This window comes from Mobilicoccus caccae (genome assembly GCF_030161635.1).
Lineage (GTDB): Bacteria > Actinomycetota > Actinomycetes > Actinomycetales > Dermatophilaceae > Mobilicoccus > Mobilicoccus caccae.
Genome location: NZ_BSUO01000001.1, coordinates 3,589,937 through 3,605,936 on the forward strand (window position 1 = coordinate 3,589,937; position 16,000 = coordinate 3,605,936).

General features: G+C 71.8%; 20 protein-coding genes. 8 read left to right on the top strand and 12 right to left on the bottom strand.

Going from position 1 to position 16,000, the window contains the following annotated elements; all coding sequences use genetic code 11:
* The first annotated feature begins 42 nt into the window (after window positions 1-42).
* Window positions 43-846, top strand: a complete 804-nt coding sequence (locus QQK49_RS17565; RefSeq protein WP_284305091.1) for an enoyl-CoA hydratase-related protein — start codon at window positions 43-45, stop codon at window positions 844-846.
* A 31-nt stretch (window positions 847-877) separates the two neighbouring features.
* On the opposite strand, the gene QQK49_RS17570 is transcribed toward QQK49_RS17565, so the two are convergent.
* The 4 genes from QQK49_RS17570 to QQK49_RS17585 all read right to left on the bottom strand — a co-directional run bounded on the left by QQK49_RS17570 (window position 878) and on the right by QQK49_RS17585 (window position 2,559).
* Window positions 878-1,483, bottom strand: coding sequence for a TetR/AcrR family transcriptional regulator (locus QQK49_RS17570; RefSeq protein WP_284305092.1), 606 nt, complete (start codon window positions 1,481-1,483; stop codon window positions 878-880).
* Window positions 1,480-1,806: a hypothetical protein gene (locus QQK49_RS17575; protein WP_284305093.1), complete on the bottom strand. Its 327-nt coding sequence runs from the start codon at window positions 1,804-1,806 to the stop codon at window positions 1,480-1,482. Before QQK49_RS17575 ends, QQK49_RS17570 begins: the two co-directional genes overlap by 4 nt.
* Before the next feature lie 14 nt (window positions 1,807-1,820).
* Window positions 1,821-2,042 (bottom strand): hypothetical protein, encoded by a 222-nt coding sequence (locus QQK49_RS17580; RefSeq protein ID WP_284305094.1) that lies wholly within the window; start codon window positions 2,040-2,042, stop codon window positions 1,821-1,823.
* 91 nt (window positions 2,043-2,133) lie between these two features.
* Window positions 2,134-2,559 (bottom strand): hypothetical protein, encoded by a 426-nt coding sequence (locus QQK49_RS17585; RefSeq protein WP_284305095.1) that lies wholly within the window; start codon window positions 2,557-2,559, stop codon window positions 2,134-2,136.
* A gap of 178 nt (window positions 2,560-2,737) precedes the next feature.
* On the opposite strand from QQK49_RS17585, the gene QQK49_RS17590 reads away from it, so the two are divergent.
* A complete protein-coding gene (locus tag QQK49_RS17590) occupies window positions 2,738-3,322 on the top strand; it encodes a helix-turn-helix domain-containing protein (protein WP_284305096.1) in 585 nt (194 codons plus the stop codon).
* Here QQK49_RS17590 and QQK49_RS17595 read toward each other — a convergent pair.
* The 3 genes from QQK49_RS17595 to QQK49_RS17605 form a co-directional block, all read right to left on the bottom strand.
* Window positions 3,304-4,587, bottom strand: a complete 1,284-nt coding sequence (locus tag QQK49_RS17595) for a sensor histidine kinase (RefSeq protein ID WP_284305097.1) — start codon at window positions 4,585-4,587, stop codon at window positions 3,304-3,306. The genes QQK49_RS17590 and QQK49_RS17595 overlap by 19 nt on opposite strands.
* Window positions 4,588-4,727: 140 nt before the next feature.
* Window positions 4,728-5,351: an L-threonylcarbamoyladenylate synthase gene (locus QQK49_RS17600; protein ID WP_284305098.1), complete on the bottom strand. Its 624-nt coding sequence runs from the start codon at window positions 5,349-5,351 to the stop codon at window positions 4,728-4,730.
* A 124-nt stretch (window positions 5,352-5,475) separates the two neighbouring features.
* Window positions 5,476-7,059 carry a thiolase C-terminal domain-containing protein gene (locus QQK49_RS17605; protein WP_284305099.1) on the bottom strand — a complete coding sequence of 528 codons (1,584 nt, stop codon included), beginning with the start codon at window positions 7,057-7,059 and terminating at the stop codon, window positions 5,476-5,478.
* A 121-nt stretch (window positions 7,060-7,180) separates the two neighbouring features.
* Between QQK49_RS17605 and idi the strand changes: the two genes are divergently transcribed.
* The 4 genes from idi to QQK49_RS17625 all read left to right on the top strand — a co-directional run bounded on the left by idi (window position 7,181) and on the right by QQK49_RS17625 (window position 9,331).
* Window positions 7,181-7,714 (top strand): isopentenyl-diphosphate Delta-isomerase, encoded by a 534-nt coding sequence (idi, locus tag QQK49_RS17610; protein ID WP_284305100.1) that lies wholly within the window; start codon window positions 7,181-7,183, stop codon window positions 7,712-7,714.
* A 104-nt stretch (window positions 7,715-7,818) separates the two neighbouring features.
* Window positions 7,819-8,016: a hypothetical protein gene (locus QQK49_RS17615; RefSeq protein ID WP_284305101.1), complete on the top strand. Its 198-nt coding sequence runs from the start codon at window positions 7,819-7,821 to the stop codon at window positions 8,014-8,016.
* Window positions 8,013-8,600: a hypothetical protein gene (locus QQK49_RS17620; RefSeq protein WP_284305102.1), complete on the top strand. Its 588-nt coding sequence runs from the start codon at window positions 8,013-8,015 to the stop codon at window positions 8,598-8,600. Before QQK49_RS17615 ends, QQK49_RS17620 begins: the two co-directional genes overlap by 4 nt.
* Entirely contained in the window at window positions 8,597-9,331 is a 735-nt protein-coding gene (locus QQK49_RS17625; RefSeq protein WP_284305103.1) for a hypothetical protein, read from the top strand. The genes QQK49_RS17620 and QQK49_RS17625 overlap by 4 nt, the downstream gene beginning before the upstream one ends.
* Window positions 9,332-9,340: 9 nt before the next feature.
* Here QQK49_RS17625 and QQK49_RS17630 read toward each other — a convergent pair whose 3' ends face one another.
* The 4 genes from QQK49_RS17630 to QQK49_RS17645 form a co-directional block, all read right to left on the bottom strand.
* A complete protein-coding gene (locus QQK49_RS17630; protein ID WP_284305104.1) occupies window positions 9,341-10,672 on the bottom strand; it encodes an LssY C-terminal domain-containing protein in 1,332 nt (443 codons plus the stop codon).
* 70 nt (window positions 10,673-10,742) lie between these two features.
* Window positions 10,743-12,392, bottom strand: coding sequence for a methyl-accepting chemotaxis protein (locus tag QQK49_RS17635; protein ID WP_284305105.1), 1,650 nt, complete (start codon window positions 12,390-12,392; stop codon window positions 10,743-10,745).
* A gap of 187 nt (window positions 12,393-12,579) precedes the next feature.
* Window positions 12,580-12,954: a fluoride efflux transporter FluC gene (locus QQK49_RS17640; RefSeq protein WP_284305106.1), complete on the bottom strand. Its 375-nt coding sequence runs from the start codon at window positions 12,952-12,954 to the stop codon at window positions 12,580-12,582.
* Entirely contained in the window at window positions 12,951-13,343 is a 393-nt protein-coding gene (locus QQK49_RS17645) for a fluoride efflux transporter FluC (protein WP_284305107.1), read from the bottom strand. Before QQK49_RS17645 ends, QQK49_RS17640 begins: the two co-directional genes overlap by 4 nt.
* Before the next feature lie 265 nt (window positions 13,344-13,608).
* On the opposite strand from QQK49_RS17645, the gene QQK49_RS17650 reads away from it, so the two are divergent.
* Window positions 13,609-14,328 carry an arsenate-mycothiol transferase ArsC gene (locus tag QQK49_RS17650; RefSeq protein ID WP_284305108.1) on the top strand — a complete coding sequence of 240 codons (720 nt, stop codon included), beginning with the start codon at window positions 13,609-13,611 and terminating at the stop codon, window positions 14,326-14,328.
* Between the two features lie 71 nt (window positions 14,329-14,399).
* Window positions 14,400-15,242, top strand: a complete 843-nt coding sequence (locus QQK49_RS17655; protein ID WP_284305109.1) for a TspO/MBR family protein — start codon at window positions 14,400-14,402, stop codon at window positions 15,240-15,242.
* An 82-nt stretch (window positions 15,243-15,324) separates the two neighbouring features.
* On the opposite strand, the gene QQK49_RS17660 is transcribed toward QQK49_RS17655, so the two are convergent.
* Window positions 15,325-15,981 (bottom strand): GntR family transcriptional regulator, encoded by a 657-nt coding sequence (locus QQK49_RS17660; protein WP_284305110.1) that lies wholly within the window; start codon window positions 15,979-15,981, stop codon window positions 15,325-15,327.
* Window positions 15,982-16,000 lie beyond the last annotated feature (19 nt).

The following is a 16,000-nucleotide window of genomic DNA, read 5'->3' on the forward strand; positions in this document are numbered from 1 at the left end:
TTCCCTCTCGACATCCGGGACCGGATCGGCCGATGCTGACGCATGACCTCCTCGACCTCCGTCACCTCCTCGACCTACGACCATCTCCGCGTCGAGCGCGCGGGCTCCACGACGACCATCACCCTCGCCCGCCCCGAGAAGCGCAACGCGTTGTCCTTCGACGTGATGACCGAGGTGCGCGACGCCCTGTGGGAGGCGGGGAGCAGCGACACACTGGCGGTGGTCCTCGCCGCCGAGGGCAAGGTCTTCTCCGCGGGCCACAACTTCGGCGACATGGCCGGCGCCGACCTCGCCTCGACCCGCGCCCTGTTCGAACGGTGCGTCGAGATGATGGACGCAGTCCAGCAGATCCCGCAGCCCGTCATCGCGAAGGTCCACGCCCTGGCCACGGCCGCCGGGTGCCAGCTCGTGGCGACCTGCGACCTCGCGATCGCGGCGCAGTCGGCCGGCTTCGCCCTCCCCGGCGGCAAGGGCGGCCTCTTCTGCACGACCCCGCTGGTGGCGGTAGGGCGCAACATCGGCCGCAAGCGCGCACTCGAACTCGCCCTCACCGGCGACCCCATCGACGCCGAGACCGCCGCTGACTGGGGACTCATCAACCGCGCGGTGCCCGACACGGAACTCGACGACGCCGTGGCCGACCTCGTCGCCCGTGTCACCCGAGGCAGCGCGTACGGCCGCAGCATGGGCAAACGCGCCTTCTACGCCCAGATCGGACTCGACCAGCCGCAGGCCTACGCCGTCGCACTGGAATCGATGGCGGCGGGCGCCACCACGGCCGACGCCCAGGAAGGCTTCGCCGCGTTCCTCGAGAAGCGACACCCGGAGTTCACGAGTCGCCCGTGACCGCCGGCGGCGCCTCGACCTCGGCTCCTGCTCAGGGCAGGAGCTGCCGGACGAGGGTCTCGGCGAGCCAGGTGGTGATGCGGTCGTCGTCCCAGCCGCAGTCGACTCCGGCGAGGTAGACCTCGATCCCGGTGAGGATCCACGCCCGGTCCGCAGCGTCCTCGGCGGCGAGGCCGGGGCGGAGTTCGCCGGCGTCCGCCATTCGGCGCATCAGCGAACGCAGGGCGCTGCGTCGATGGGCGTCGCCCGCCTGTTTGAGGTCGGCCATCGGCGGCTCGGCGGCGGCCTCGCGGCAGATGTCCTTGAGGGTGCGTGACGGGGCCAGCATGGACACGGTCCACCCGGCCCACGCGGTGAGGCGGTCCACGCCGTTCGCGGCGTGCTCGATGCGCTCTCGCCATCCGGCGGCGTCGGCGCCGGATTCCAACTCCTGCAGCAGCGCCGGCACCAATGCGGCCTTCGTGCCGAAGTGGGCGTGCACCGTCTGTGAGCTGACCCCCGCGGCCCGCGCGATGCCGGCGATCCCCGCCTTGCCGAACCCACCTGCCAGGAACTCCTCCCGGGCCGCGTCGAGGATGCGACGACGGGTCTGCGCGGCCCGCCGTTCGCGCACCTCGGAGCTGTACGTGCGCGTCACGCGGCAGCACCCTGCATCCGCCGCTGCTCGGCGCGGGCACCCGCCGAGATCCCCCACAGCGCGACCCACACCAGGGCGATCCCCGGCAGGACGCCGGCGGCCAGGTCGACCCACCAGCGGGGCGCGCCGCCGAAGGCGAGCACCAGGCCGAGAACACCCAGGGGCGTGAGCACGTACGCCAGCGTCGTGAACATCGGCATCTTCGTGACCCTCCCCATCGGGTAGAAGTGCGCGCCCACCACCGTCGTGATCCACGCGATCGCCGCCTCCGGACGCCCCAGGACGGTGTTCAGCACGAACAGCCCACCGAAGATGGCGAGCACCTCGACGGCGGTGATCAGACCGAACTTCCCCGGAAGGGGTCGGCGGACTCACCGCTGCGGATCTCCAGCAGCAACCCCCGGTTGCGCCAGAACGTGACGACGAACGCCACCGCCGCGAGGACGGCCAGCGCCGTCACGATCGCAGGGAGCATCCCCGGCAGGCGCGAGTTGTTGACGCGCAGGTACGTGAGTCCGAACCCCAGACCTACGAGCGAACCGACCAGACGACCGGACATGGCACCCATCCCCTTCAGTGGTGAGGGGATGAGCATAGTCACATTCGCTTGATACGTGTCAAGTGAATTGAGGCCTCACCTGATGTCGCCCTCACTCCTTGGGTGTCGGCGCGAGCTGCGTCCCTGCCGCGACGGCGCCGAGACCCAGCCCGAGCATCGTCCGCGGGGCCCGCACGCCACGGGCACGGATCCGCGCCGCCGCCGCGTCGAGCATGCGGTGCTCCACGGCGGAGACGGCGGAGAGGCCGACCAGCCCGATCATCCAGATCGCCGCCCGCTGCGCCGGATCCTCCAGAGCGCGGCTGAGCGAGGCCATCTTCTCGTCACGGTCGGGGCGGGGCGTGGGCTCGTCGTCGATGAGGGCGACACCGATGGAGGAGACCGTCAGCAGCGCCGCGCGGGCGGCGAGACGGGTCCACCGCCCCTCGACGTACTCGGGCAGGGCGGTCCACACGGCGACGGTCCCTCCAGCGAGGGCGGCCATGGAGATCGAGGTACGCAGGGATTCGTCGGTCACGGAGCCACCGTAGTGGGCGGACCGAGAACCTGTCAGGGCCTCCCCGGCCCCCTCGTGGCCACCGTCCGGGCACCGGGCCGACACCGGCGAGGCCCCGATGACGCCTTGCTCCCGGGCCGTGACGGTGCCGTACTGTCGAGGCGACAACAGGGCACAAGTAGATCCACGAAGGACCGTCATGACCGATTCCGAGCCCGAGGGTGTCGTCGGCCGGCTCGGCTCACGCATCCGCGCCGAACGCCAGGGCCAAGGCCTCACGGTCGCGGAACTCTCGAACCTCAGTGGCGTCGGCCGGGCCACGGTCTCCGAACTCGAGCAGGCCGCCCGCACACCCACCCTCGACACCCTCGCGAAGATCGCCACCGGCCTCGGTGTGCCGATGCCGACGCTCCTGGAGGAACGGCGCCCCGGCATGCCGCTGGAGTCGTTCGCGCCGGGGTCCGAGCTCGAGGTCCGGGTGCTCGGCATCTGGATCGAGGACGACGTCCAGGTCGAGGTGTACCGGCTGCGCCTGTCCGGACCTCTGCGTCGGGGTCGTTCCCGGCCGGGCTCCCGGGGGTACCTCACGGTGATCTCGGGCACCCTCTCCGCCGGGTCGGCCGCCACGCCACGCCACCTGACCGCCGGTTCTCAGCTCGCGTTCGCCGCCGATCAGCCGCACGCCCTGCTGCCCGACGGCGACGCGGAGGTCGTGCTCGTCATGCGCTACCCGATCGACATCGACGTGCCTGACCCTGCCGAGCCTCAGCCCAGCGGCGACTGAAGCTCGCGCGGAACGACGCCGCGCACGCGGTATCCGTTCTCGAGCTGATCGACCTCGAGGCTTCCGCCGACCGCCTCGAGCCGCTCGCGGACCACACGCATCCCGCGGCCCTCGACGTAGTCCTCGGGCGTGAAGATCGACTCCTCGAACCCCTCGGCCTCCCTCGCGGGCACCTCGTCCTCGATGGTGACGGCGACCTCCTCGCCCGCCCAGAGGAGTTCGACCTGCGCCACCGCCCCCGCGCCGGCGTGCCGCACCGTGTTCGTCAGGGCCTCCTGGACCGTCCGGTACAGGGCGAGCTGACCGGCCACGGGCAGGTCGCCGCGCTCGCCCACCACCCCGAGGGAGACCGCGAGACCCTCGCCGCGCGCCGCGTCGATGAGTTTGGGGAGGTCGGTGAGCTGCGGCTGCGGGGACAGCGCGTGTTCCTGCACGAGCACCGTCGTCTGCGCATCGTCGGCGAGCATGTCGTCGAGCCCGTCGACCGGGTCGTCGAGCAGCGACAACAGTGACTGGACACGCCCGAAGGCCTCCTCACCCTGCTGCGTGATCTCGGCGAGCGCGTCGGTGGCGATGGCCGGAGCCCGCCGCGCCGCCAACCGGCCCTCCCGGGCGCGGGAGAGGATCTCGTCGAGATTGCCGAGCACCGCCCGGTGGACCTCACGGGCCGTCCGCGCCTGCTGCTGGGCGACGACATGGTCGAGATACGCGGTGTCGCTCTCGTACGTCCCCTCACCCCAACCGGGTTCGCGCCCACGGTCCTGCTGGGCGACCGCCAGCGCCCGCCACCGGCCGCAGGCGTACGCCAACGCGACCAGCAGAACACCGACGCCCGCGACACTCAGCCGCCACGCCTCGGGGATCGTCGGGGTGAGAAACCAGGGCATCCCGTTCCACAACGAGGCGGTGACCTCCGCCGCACCCGCGACGCCGAAGACGATCGCCAGCGGACGGTAGGAGCGCGCATGCGCCGCAACGGAATAGATGGCCAGACCTAACAACCACGCGCTCGGGAGCAGGACCGCAGGCAGAGGACCGGGCAGACCCGTCACCGTCGCCGGGATCGCCGGACTACCCAACAGGGCCAGAGCCCCGATACCGGTGACGGCCAACGTCACCCACGGACGAGACGCACGCAGCAACAACGACAGGTGAATGGCGGCGATCGCCACCAGAGCAGGCGTCCGCCACACCGCGTCGTTCGTCTCCCACACGAGAAACGCACTCACGACGAGCAGCGGCAGTGACAGAGCGAACGCGCTCATGTCCTGCCGACGGACCAGGTGCCGCACGTTCACCCCACGCACCTCACCAGCCTAGACGCGAACCCACCCGCGCCCAGAACGCACACCGGCGCCGATGTATACGAGACGGATCACCCGATCCGCCCGCGAAGCAGGCGCACTCACACCTCGAACGACGACGCATCGCCGGACCCGTAGCGCAACACCTCCGCCGTCCCCGTCGACAGATCGACCACCGTCGTCGGCTCGACCCCGCACTCCCCGGTGTCCAGAACGATGTCGACGAGATGGTCCAGCTCGTCCTTGACGAGCCACCCCTCGGTCATCGGCGCGTCCTCACCCGGCATGATCAGCGTCGTCGTCAGCATCGGCTCCCCGAGCTCGGCCAGCAGCAACTGCGCCAGCGGGTCGTCGGTGATGCGCACCCCGACCGTCCGCTTCTTCGGGTGCGCGAGGCGCCGCGGGACCTCGGGCGTCGCGGGGAGGATGAACGTGTACGGCCCCGGCGTGACGGCCTTGACCGCCCGAAACACCGCGTTCGACACCTCGACGACCTGCCCGAGCTGCGCGAAGTCCCGACACAGCAGCGTGTAGTGGTGGTCGTCGCGCAGATGCCGGATGCGCTGCATCCGCTCGCGGCCCTCGATGTTCTCGAGTGCGCAGCCGAGGGCGTAGCCCGAACTCGTCGGGTAGGCGATCAGCGCGCCCTCGCGCATCTTCTCCACCGTGCGGGTGACGATCCGCGGCTGGGGGTCGACGGGGTGGACGTCCTCATACCGGGCCATGGCCACACGCTCCTCATCGATGCAGGTGAGCACACTGTACGAGGCGGTCGGGCCGATTCGACGGGGACGTTCGGCCCGCTCCGTCGTCCGCTCGACCGCCGGCTCATGGCCCGAGCCCGTCGCGTCAGGCCCGCACGACGCCCGCCTCGTCCACCGTCACCGCGCGGCCGATCGGCTGATCCTCCTCCAGCAGCGCCCAGGTCGCGGAATCGTCGGCCGTGGCGGCGACGAATCGTGCGTCGTCGGCGTCGAGCCTGCCGACGACGATGCCACGCCGCCCACCGTCGCGGCTGTGCACCACCGTGTACGTCTCGATCCGCGCCGCCCCGCGCGGGGTGTCCGTGACCCGCGGCGACGGCCACGCGGCGACCTGCCTCCGGATTTCGGCGTCCACACCCGCCCGCCACGGCGCCGGGGTCGTCGACCACAGGCCCATCGACTGGCTCGAGAGGATCCCGCCGTTGGCCGTGACCAGGCCCGCCGCCTCCGGCCGGCGGCGCAGGCGCCGCACCATCTCGGCGAGTCCGTGCATCGCGTAGTCGTTGCCCGGGCCGCCGAAGAACGGCAGCCCACCGGTCACGGTGAACCCGCGCGGGTCGTCGGGCCGCAGCCCCAGCGCCTCGACGACGACCGACACCGCGATCGGAAAGCACGAATAGATGTCGAACAGGTCGATCTCGGAGGCCTCCACGCCGGCCTCCGCCAGCGTCGCCTCGACGGCCAGGCGTGCGGCGGCGGACGTCGACAGGTCCTCGCGTTCCAGCAGCGGTCGTTCGGCGACGTCGGCGTGGCCGTGGCAGAACACGAGCCGGTCCTTGGGGATGCCCAGGTCGCGCGCGAGGCCGAGGGAGGTGAGGACCACCGCGGCGCCCTGGTTGACCTGATCGCGTGCGACGACGAACCGCGGGTAGGGCTCGGCGATGACGCGGTTGCGGTCCGTCGGCGTCATGAGTTCGGCCGCCGGCCGCAGGGTCGGTGCCGCCGCGTGGGGATTGCTCGCGGCCACCGCGGTGAAGGGCGCGAACAGCTCCCCCATCGAGCGGTCGTACTCGGCCCGGGAGCAGCCGAGCCGAGCGCGGCGGGCGTTCTCGAACAGGGCGTACGCCGCGGGTGCGTGGTCGAGACCGAGCGCGGCCAGCCGCGGCGAGGTCATGTCGGTCAGGCCGGGGCCGCGGTCCTCGATGTCACCACCGACGGTCTCCGACCAGTTCGGGCGCAGGTCCTCGGGCTGCTCACGCCAGTGCCGCGCCGACGACAGCGCCTCCGCGCCCGCGAGCAGCACGACCTCCGCACGACCGGCGGCGATCTCGGCGCCGAACTCGACGGCCAGACGGTGCGGCGACTGCCCACCCCCGACCTCGAGCACCGCCCGCCGAGGCGTGGCCCCCACCCGACGCGCGACGGCCCGCGGCACGTTGTCGGCGTGGCCCAGCGGGGTCGGCGGTTCGAGCCCCGAGTCCTCGAACTGACGCACCACGGCCACGACGTCGAGACGCTCCCGCAGCCGGGCCGTGCGCGACTGCCGGCCTCCCGCCGCGTCGTCCAGCGCCAAGGCCGCCGCGGCCCCGGCCAGCGCCACCGGCCCGCGCGCGCCGTACCCCGGCCGTCCCAGACGCTCGGAGACCTGACCCGCACCGACCAGCACCGGGGTGCGTGGATCCGGCCCCCGCGGCGGTCGCCGCCGTTCACCCGTGCGTCGTCCCTGCATGAGGGCAGAGTAGAGCTCGAACCGCTTCCGATCGGAGGCGGTTCGAGCTCGATGAGGGCGAATGCGTCCTCGGGACGTCCCGAATATCCTCGCGCGGACCCGACGACTAGGGTCGAGCATCATGAGCATCTCCTCCCCTTCCACCGCCGACGAGGTCGTCCTCCTCGACGACGACGGCGCCGCCATCGGCACCGCGGGCCGCATCGAGGTGCACACCACGAACACGCCGCTGCACCTGGCGTTCTCCTTCCACGCGGTCCACGGCGAGCGCACCCTGATGACCCGCCGCGACGTCGCCAAGAAGACGTGGCCCGGCGTGTGGTCGAACACCGCATGCGGACACCCCCGTCCCGGGGAGTCGATCGAGGACGCCGTGCGGCGCCGCGTCGCCGAGGAACTGGGCGCGCCCGTCGGTGACCTCCGGCTCGCGCTCCCCGACTTCCGCTACCGCGCCGTCGACGCGAGCGGCGTCGTCGAGAACGAGATCTGCCCCGTGTTCGTCGGCACCCTCGAGGGCGACCTCGACCCCGACCGCAGCGAGATCATGGACCACGCCTGGATCGAGCGAGACCTCGTGCACCAGACGGCGCGTCGCGCTCCGTTCCTGCTCAGCCCCTGGTCGGTGATGCAGTTCGCGGCCCTCGAGGACGCCTGAGAGGCCCCTGAGGACACGACTCTCGGGCGTGACCACATCACGCGAGCGCCCTCCTAGGGTCGACGCGTGGATGCGACCCCCTGCCCGATACCGCCTGCATCGCGGTGGCCGACGACCTGGACACCCTCCGCCAGGCCCTCCCCGCCGACGGCGACCTGACGCCACACCTCGCCCGCCTCCTGGCCGCCTGCGGTGGCACCCTGCGCGGGATGGGCACCGCGACTCCTGGCACGCCGGCCACGACCGACGCGGGGCCACGAGGCGCGGGCGCGGGCGACACCACCTCGGGCGTCGCGTCGTGACGCACCAGGATCCGCGGGAGCTGGCGCGGCTGGCCGCTGCCCTGACCGACTGCGCCGCCCGGCTGCAGGATCGCGTCGAGGACAGCCCGGAGGTCGAGCGCGTGCAGCGCCTGCTGCGCCGGACCGCGGCCGACCTCGCGCCGTACGCCGTCACCGCACGCCGCCTCGACGACGAGCTCGAACTCCTCCTGCGTCGCCATGTCCGCTCTCCTCACGAGCTCGAAGAGTTGCGCCGTCGCCGCCGCCGGGCCGACGCCCGCCTCGTCGCCGAGATCGACGGGGCCACCCGCGCCCTCGTCCCCGGCGGCGACCGCCTCGATCCGACGACGATCCTGCGTCGACTCTCCGGCGACCCGGTCGTGCGCCGTTCCTACTTCGGCCGGCCCGCCGTCGACCGCCGCCAACGCGTCCGCCGGCTCACCGCCCTGCTGCTCCGCGGCGCACCCACCGGTCATCCGCGTCGAAACGACACTCACGCCACGACCATCGTGGTCCCCTCCCACGCCACCCGCCTCGCACGCGTCCGGAACCGTCTCCTCAGGTCCGTGCATCCTCACCGCCACACCACCGGAGCGCCGTCATGACCCCGCCCACCTCCACCCCCACCGCTACCGCCCCCACCGAGGCGGCGGAGTCGCGGATGCTCCACGTCGTCGACCTCACCGACGAGGAGCTCCTGGGCATCGACGGCCCCCACTCCGAGCAGGTGGCGCCGCTGCCGTGGCTCGGGGGCCGTTCGGACGAGGACACGGTGCTTGCCGCCGAGGTGGGTCTGCGCAGCCTCGTCACCCACGGCCGCGCCACCACGGGCGAGGAAGGCCTGGACCTGCCCGCCGAGCTGGCGCCGGTCCTCGACCTGCGTCACGACGCCCACTCGATCGTCTACGCCGACCAATCCACGCCCCTCACCCAGGAGACGCGCGTGCTGTACCTCCACCCGGAGGTCGTTCTCGCCGAGCACGTCAACGCGGCGGGCGTGCACCGATTCCTCGTCGGCGATCTCGATGCGGCCCTCACCGACCTGGCCGCCTGGTGCGAACCCCAGTGCCACGAGGGCGATCAGGGCCACCTCGAGGGCGACGATCTGCCCGCCGAGCTCGCGGGTCTGCAGGCCGTGGTGTGCCTCGACGTGGTCACGCTGGTCGGCGAGGACGTGCAGACCCGCACGCTCACGCTGTACCGCCTCGCCGACGGATCCGTGGTCGAGGGCATCGAGACCCCGGGCCGGCTCGAGCTGCTGCCCCGCAACGGCCGCAAGCTGCGCGGTCGCGTGGTGGCGACGGTCACCGGAGCCGGCGCACCCGTTGCGGGCTGAGCCCCGACTTCAGCGCCCCGGGCGTCCGCGGCGCAGGCGTTCGCCCCGGCTGCGCGTCCACTCCCGTGCCGAGCGGCTCGTCAGCGCATAGATGGTGAGCAGATCCACCGACATGTCGGCGAAGCCCGCGAGCGCGGGGCGTTCACCGGCCAGGTGCGTCGTGAAGGCCATGACGAGAGTGACGCTGAGCAACACCATCATCGTCAGCCGCGCCCACCCGACCCCCTGGTAGGTGAGCCACGCGAGGACACCCATCGCGACGCTGATCACGGTGACGGTGGCGATGAGGGACCACCGGATGACGGTCGCCTCGTCGGGCGCGACCTCGCCGGAGTCGACGCCGAACAGTTCGACGATCGATCGGGTGACCCCCATGAGGATCGAGGCCGCCGTGAGCACGCCCGCGGCCACCACGGAGAACGGGCGGCGTCCGACGTCGTGCAGCAGGTCGTCCTTGTCGCCGGACTGCGCGCCTTCGTCGTGTCCGGGACCGTCGACGACGACGGGCCGCACGTCGACCACGGGTAGACCTCCGTCGGTGGCGATGGCGTCGCCGCCGCCGTTGCGGTGGTGGTAGCCGGTGGAGAAGTCCGCGAGGACCTCCACCTCGACCTCGGGGTTCGTGTAGCGGAGGGTGTCGACGATGTAGTCACGCTCGACGTCGATGTCGCGGTCGATGCGGTGCGTCACCTGAAAGGTGAACCAGGACAGGCCGACCGCGCGGTCGTACGTGCCGGAGGCGAGCCACTCCACCCGATGCCCACCCGGCAGGAGCCACCCGGGCGGGCAGCGCCAGAACCGGACGTGGTGGCGTTGGGCCGGGTTGCCGTCGACCTCCTGCTGGTAGGCGAAGTTCTGGATGTTGCCGAAGAGCATGAGGGGGCTGACCGGCGCCTGCGCGTAGCTGCGACGCCGCAGCGAACTCTCGACGATGCGCCAGCTCGTGGTGAGGTTGACCGGGTCGGCCTCCACCCACCCCGCGCGGCGCATGCTCTCGTGGATCTGCTGTTCGTCGCCGAGGAAGGCGAGGTTGACCGGATCCCCGAGCAGCCCCTCGGTGGTGCGCGCCCGGCCGATGAAGTAGTCGGGCACGTACAGCCCGGTGAGGACACGGTGCACGCGGGGCAGGGTCAGGTACGCCATGACCGCCCAGAACACGAGGAGGTAGAACAGGGCCCGCCACTGCCCGATCCCGTCGCGGAAGAGGACGGCCGCGAAGAGGATGGTGAAGACCGTCACGACCCCGAAGAACAGGTTCTCCACGAGGTCGAAGGTGAACAGGTGACGCAGTCGCCAGTCCTGCACCTTCTCGGGCGTGTGGTCATATGTGGGCGCCGCCATCGCGACCTCCGGATGTCGTGACCGCCGTGGACGTCACGGCGTCCGGGGACGAGCCCCGATTCGTCGATGCTCAGACACGATAGGTGAATCGACTGATGAGTCCTTCGAGGTCGGAGGCCCGTTGGGCGAGTTCGGTGGCCGCACGCTCGGTCTCCTGCGCGCTCTCGTGACTGTGCCTGGCGGCGCTCACCCGCTGCGTGATGCCGTCGGAGATGCTGCGCGCACCGGCGGCCGCGTCGCTGACGTTGCGGCCCATCTCGTTCGTCGTCGCCGTCTGCTCCTCGACCGCGGAGGCGATGGCCTGCTGCGTGTCGCTGATCTGGGAGATGATCGAGGAGATCTCCGAGATGGCGGCGACGGCGGCTTGGGTGTCGCCCTGGATGGCCTCGACGCGGGTGCCGATGTCCTCGGTCGCGCGGGCGGTCTCCTGGGCCAGATCCTTGACCTCGTTGGCGACGACGGCGAAGCCCTTGCCGGCCTCGCCGGCGCGAGCGGCCTCGATCGTGGCGTTGAGCGCCAGCAGGTTGGTCTGCTCGGCGATGCCGGTGATCGTCTTGATGACGTTGCCGATCTCGACGCTGGACTGCCCGAGCTGGGAGACGGTCGCGTTGGTGCGGTCGGCCACCATCACGGCGGAGGAGGCCACGTGCGCGGCGTCGGAGGCGCTCTTGGCGATCTCGCGGATGGAGGCGGTCATCTCCTCCGTCCCGGCGGCGACGGTCTGGATGTTGTCGCTGGTCCCGGTGGCCGCCGACGACATCTGCCCGAGTCGCTCGGCGGTGGTCCCGGCGTCGCGTCCCATCTCCTTGGAGGCCGACGAGAACTGCTCCGAGGCCGCGGCCACACCGCCGGCGGTGGTCGCCACGCCCTCGACGAGTTCGCGCAGCCGGGCCTGGGCGACCCGCAACGCGGCCGCCATCGAGCCGAGTTCGTCACGCGTGAACACCTGCGGATCGCGCGTCAGATCGCCCTGGGCCAGGGCGCGCATCGAGGTGTCGAGTTCGGAGGTGGCGCGGCGGATCGCGCGAATCGTCAACCAGGCGAGAAGAGCCAGCGTCACCAGGCCGACGACGAGCAGGACGACCTGGAACATGCGGGCCGCGTCGTCGGCCGCCCGTGAGTCGTTGTTGATGGCCGAGACCCGGCCGTTGATCGAGCCGTTGAGCTTGGGCGTGAGCTCGCTGATCGTGGCGAACTCGGCCCGTCCCTTGTCGATGATGAGGGCGTCGGCCTGGGCGAGGGCCTCCGGCGTGCCCTGCCGGTAGAGCGCGACGGCCTGGTCGTCGATGGCGAAGAAGTCGGTCCAGGACTGCTTGATCTCGTCGAACTGCGCCTTCTCGGGCCCGGTCAGCAGGGCGACCGGCATCGCGTCGAGCAGCGCCCGGAGTTCACCGGCCGACTTCAGGTAGCCCGCCCGGTTGGGGTTGTCGTCGGCCACGGCCTTGTCCGGGTCGATACGGCGGGTGTCCCAGGCGTACCCCCGCTGCCAGCCGATGACGTCGCTGTTGAACGTCCCGAGGCGGGAGGTCGTGATCGCGGCCTGCCGGATCGTGTTGATGTCGTCGAGCGACCCACGAAAACTCGAGGAGGACAGCAGCGCGGTCGTGCCGAGCAGCAGCAGACCCAGGCCGCCCACGAGGGCGATGAGCATGATGCGACGTGCGAGTGTGAGGCCACGACCGGCGGTGGTGCCCTCCGTGGCGATGGGACTGCTTGACATGACGATCCTCCTGCTCGGGTCACCTTCATCAGGTCCCCGGTCTGGAACCTCGACGACTGGAGGCGAGCCCCTCCGGGAGACTTATCGGCAGGGGTGGGTGTTTCGTGAGAACGGCCTGGACCCACCGCGACTGCCGCCCCGGCTCACCACGGGCGGGAGACCGGACGAACCGGACGCGGTGGTCGCGTCAGAGCATCGCCGTGGCGAGTGCCGCACCCGTCACGGCCGCGATCGGCGCAGCGAGGACCGTCACCCCGAGGACGACCACGGCCCGGCCCATCCGCCTCTGTTCGAGGAAGCCCCAGACGTCGGCCGCGACGGTGGAATACGTGGTCAGCGCGCCGCAGAACCCGACGCCGAGCACCAGCAGCAGGGCCGGCGGGGACAGCGGCACGAGCACGCCGAGCAGGAACGACCCGGCGATGTTGACGACGAGGATCCCCCACGGGTAGTCCCCGGGTACCCGGCTCGAGACGGCCCGGTCGACGAGGAAGCGGATCGCGGCCCCGGCAGCGCCGCCGACGGCGACCAGGGCGAGAGCAAGAGCCGGCGAGATGGTCACGAGGTCCGCCACCGGCGCGTCAGGAGGACTCCCGAGGCCACCGCCACCACCGCGAGGGCGGGGGTGGCCAGCAGGTAGAGGACGCCCAGGAGGACGTCACCCGTGAGGAGTCCGTGGGTGGTGACGGCGTAGGCCGAGACGGTGGTGAACCCGCCCAGGACCCCGGTGCCGAGGAACCCTCGCCTCAGGCGCGCGGAGCCGGGAGGCGTGCAGGCCACGAGCACACCCATGAGGAAGCAGCCCAGGACGTTGACGGCGAGGGTGGTCGCCGGCCCCGACTCCGGCCGGGCGAGCATCACCAGGTACCGGCACGTCGCGCCGATCGCGCCGCCGCTCGCGACCGCCAGCACCATCGGGACGTCCGCCGGCGTGGGTGCGGCTCGAGTCACCGGGTCATCGTGCCAGAGCGACCGTGCCGTCGCGGGTCGACGCCCGGCGGGAACGGCCGACAGCCCACGATGACCCCGCTGACCGGCGATGCGCGTCCGCGGTGGTCAGAGGGCTGGTGAGGGTGCCGGATCGGACGGTCGTCCAGCACGACTTGACCCTTTCCGTCAAGTGCCATGACCAAACTGTGACCCAAGAGGAGTTGGCGACGGGGACGTCGGCGCGTAACGTTATGTTCACCTTACGTTCACTTTCAAGGAGCTTCTCATGACCATCACGTCCGACCTGACGTTCGCCCGTATGGCCGACGAGCTCGCCTACCGCTTCGAGGCCACCTTCTCCCGCGACGAGGTCGTCGCGATCATCGAGCGCGTGCGCGCCGACCTCGAGCCCACCTCGCGCCACCCCGAGTTCCTGCCGGTCCTCGTCGAACGGGCCGCCCGTGACCTCCTGACGTCACAGGCCCGGATGCGGGGTGCGCCCGCCGGGGCGATGCCCGAGATCCTCTTCGTGTGTGAGCACAACGAGGGTCGCTCGCAGATGGCGGCTGCCCTCGCCGAGCACCTGAGCGAGGGGCAGGTGCACGTCCGATCGGCCGGCGCCACCCCGACCGGGCTGCTCAACCCCGCGGTCGTCGCGGTGCTCGCCGAGCGCGGCATCGAGTTGACGCACGTCTACCCGGCGCCCATCCGCGAGGACACCCTGCGCGCCGCCGACGTCGTCGTCACGATGGGCCCGGACCTGCCGCTCATCCCCGGCCGCCGCCAGGTGAGCTGGGACATCGAGGACCCGCATCACCGCAGCGTGGACGACGTGCGCGCCATCCGCGAGGACATCGAGCAGCGGGTCATCGAGCTGCTGTCCGAGCTCGGCGTGAGCGTCAGCCCCGACGCCGTGCGCGCCTCACACACCCAGGCGCCTCGCCCGGCTCAGCACCACGGACTCCTTGAGCGGCTGCACCTCCCGCGCCGGGTCAGCCACGCCTGATCGACCCCCGCCGAGTCGCAGGATCCTTCAGCGACTGAGACACTGGTGACTCCCGACCCAGGAGTTCACCCGTGAGCACCAGCCCACACACCCCTCGCCCCTCCGACCGCGCCCGGCAGGTGAGTGTCACCGTCGCCGAGGTGTTGTGCATCGTCGGCACGCTCGTCGGCACCGGCGTCATCGGCACGCGCGTCGCCGAGTCCTCCGGCGGCGCCCTCTCGGCCGACGCCACCCATCTCGCCCCGGCGGGACCCGCGTTCTCGATCTGGTCGGTGGTCTACGCGGGACTGCTGGCCTACACGATCTGGCAGTGGCTGCCCGCGCAGACCACCGCGCCCCGGCACCGCGCCATCGGGTGGCTGGTCGTGCCCGCGATGCTGCTCAACGCCCTGTGGCTGCTCGTCACGCAGGTCAGCCTGCTGTGGCTGAGCGTGGCCGTCATCGTGGCGCTGCTCGCGACGCTGGTGGCGATCATCGCCCGGCTCCAGAGCCACCGCGCCTCCGGCCTGCCCGAACGCGTGATCACCGACGGCACCTTCGGCCTCTACCTCGGGTGGGTCGGCGTCGCGGTCTGCGCGAACATCGCCGCCACTCTCGCCGCGTCCGGATTCCGGCCGCAGGGAGTGCTCGCCGACGGCCTCGCGGTCGCGGTGCTCGCCGTCGTCGCCCTCGTCGGCATCGGCCTGGCCTTCCGTTTCGGAGCCCGCTGGGCCGTCACCGCCGCGATGTGCTGGGGCTTGGGCTGGCTCGCCTACGGCCGCCTCGCCGACGCCCCACTCTCACTCGTGGTCGCCATCGCTGCGATCGTCGCCGCGATCGCCATCGCCGTCGGCACCCTCGTGGCGAGGCGCCGCAACACGTCGCCCACGACACACGTCGGCGAGCACACCCGCGCAGAACCCGCCCACCCGTGATCGCTCACCCGCGATCACCCACGTGATGGCGCGTCTGTGAGCACCTGAAACCGGAGCCATGGCCTCCGGTTTCGGCGTCGTGTCAGGTGGCCTGGGCTTCTGGCCTGAGGGAGAGCCAGTTCTCTCGGGAGGCGAGGGCGGCGCCCTCTGCGTCGCCGGCGGCGACGCGCTCGACGATCCGCTCGTGCTGGGCCACGGACTCCCGCCCGGAGAGGGAGTCGAAGCGTCGGCGGGCGACCCGGCGCAGCACCGGAGTCCACTGTTCGAGGACCGCGGCGAGCGCCTCGTTGCCCGACGCGGCGACGAGCACGTCGTGGAACTCGTCGTCGGCGGCCAGCGCCTCACCCGCGTCGCCGCGCTCCATGGCGGCGGCGAACCGGGCGTTGGCCGCCGTCATCGCCGCGATCCCGTCGGCGTCCAGCACCGGGGTCGCGAGGCGCGCCGCGAGTTCGTGCATCGCGGCGACGATCTGCTGGGCGTCGAGCGTGGCCTCGGCGTCGACCGGGGAGACCAGCGTCGCCCGGCCCGGCGTCGCGACGACCATGCCGGCACGCTCGAGCCGGAGTAGCGCCTCGCGGATGGGGGTGCGGCTCACGCCGAGCCACTCCTGGAGTTCGACGTCGCGCAGGCGCTCACCGGGCACGAGGGTGCCGTCGACGATGGCGTCGCGGATCGACTCGTAGACGTGATCGCGAAGCAGGGCGCGGCGATGGACGCCGTGCTTCGAGGGGATGGGCATGCCCCGAATGATAGGCCGC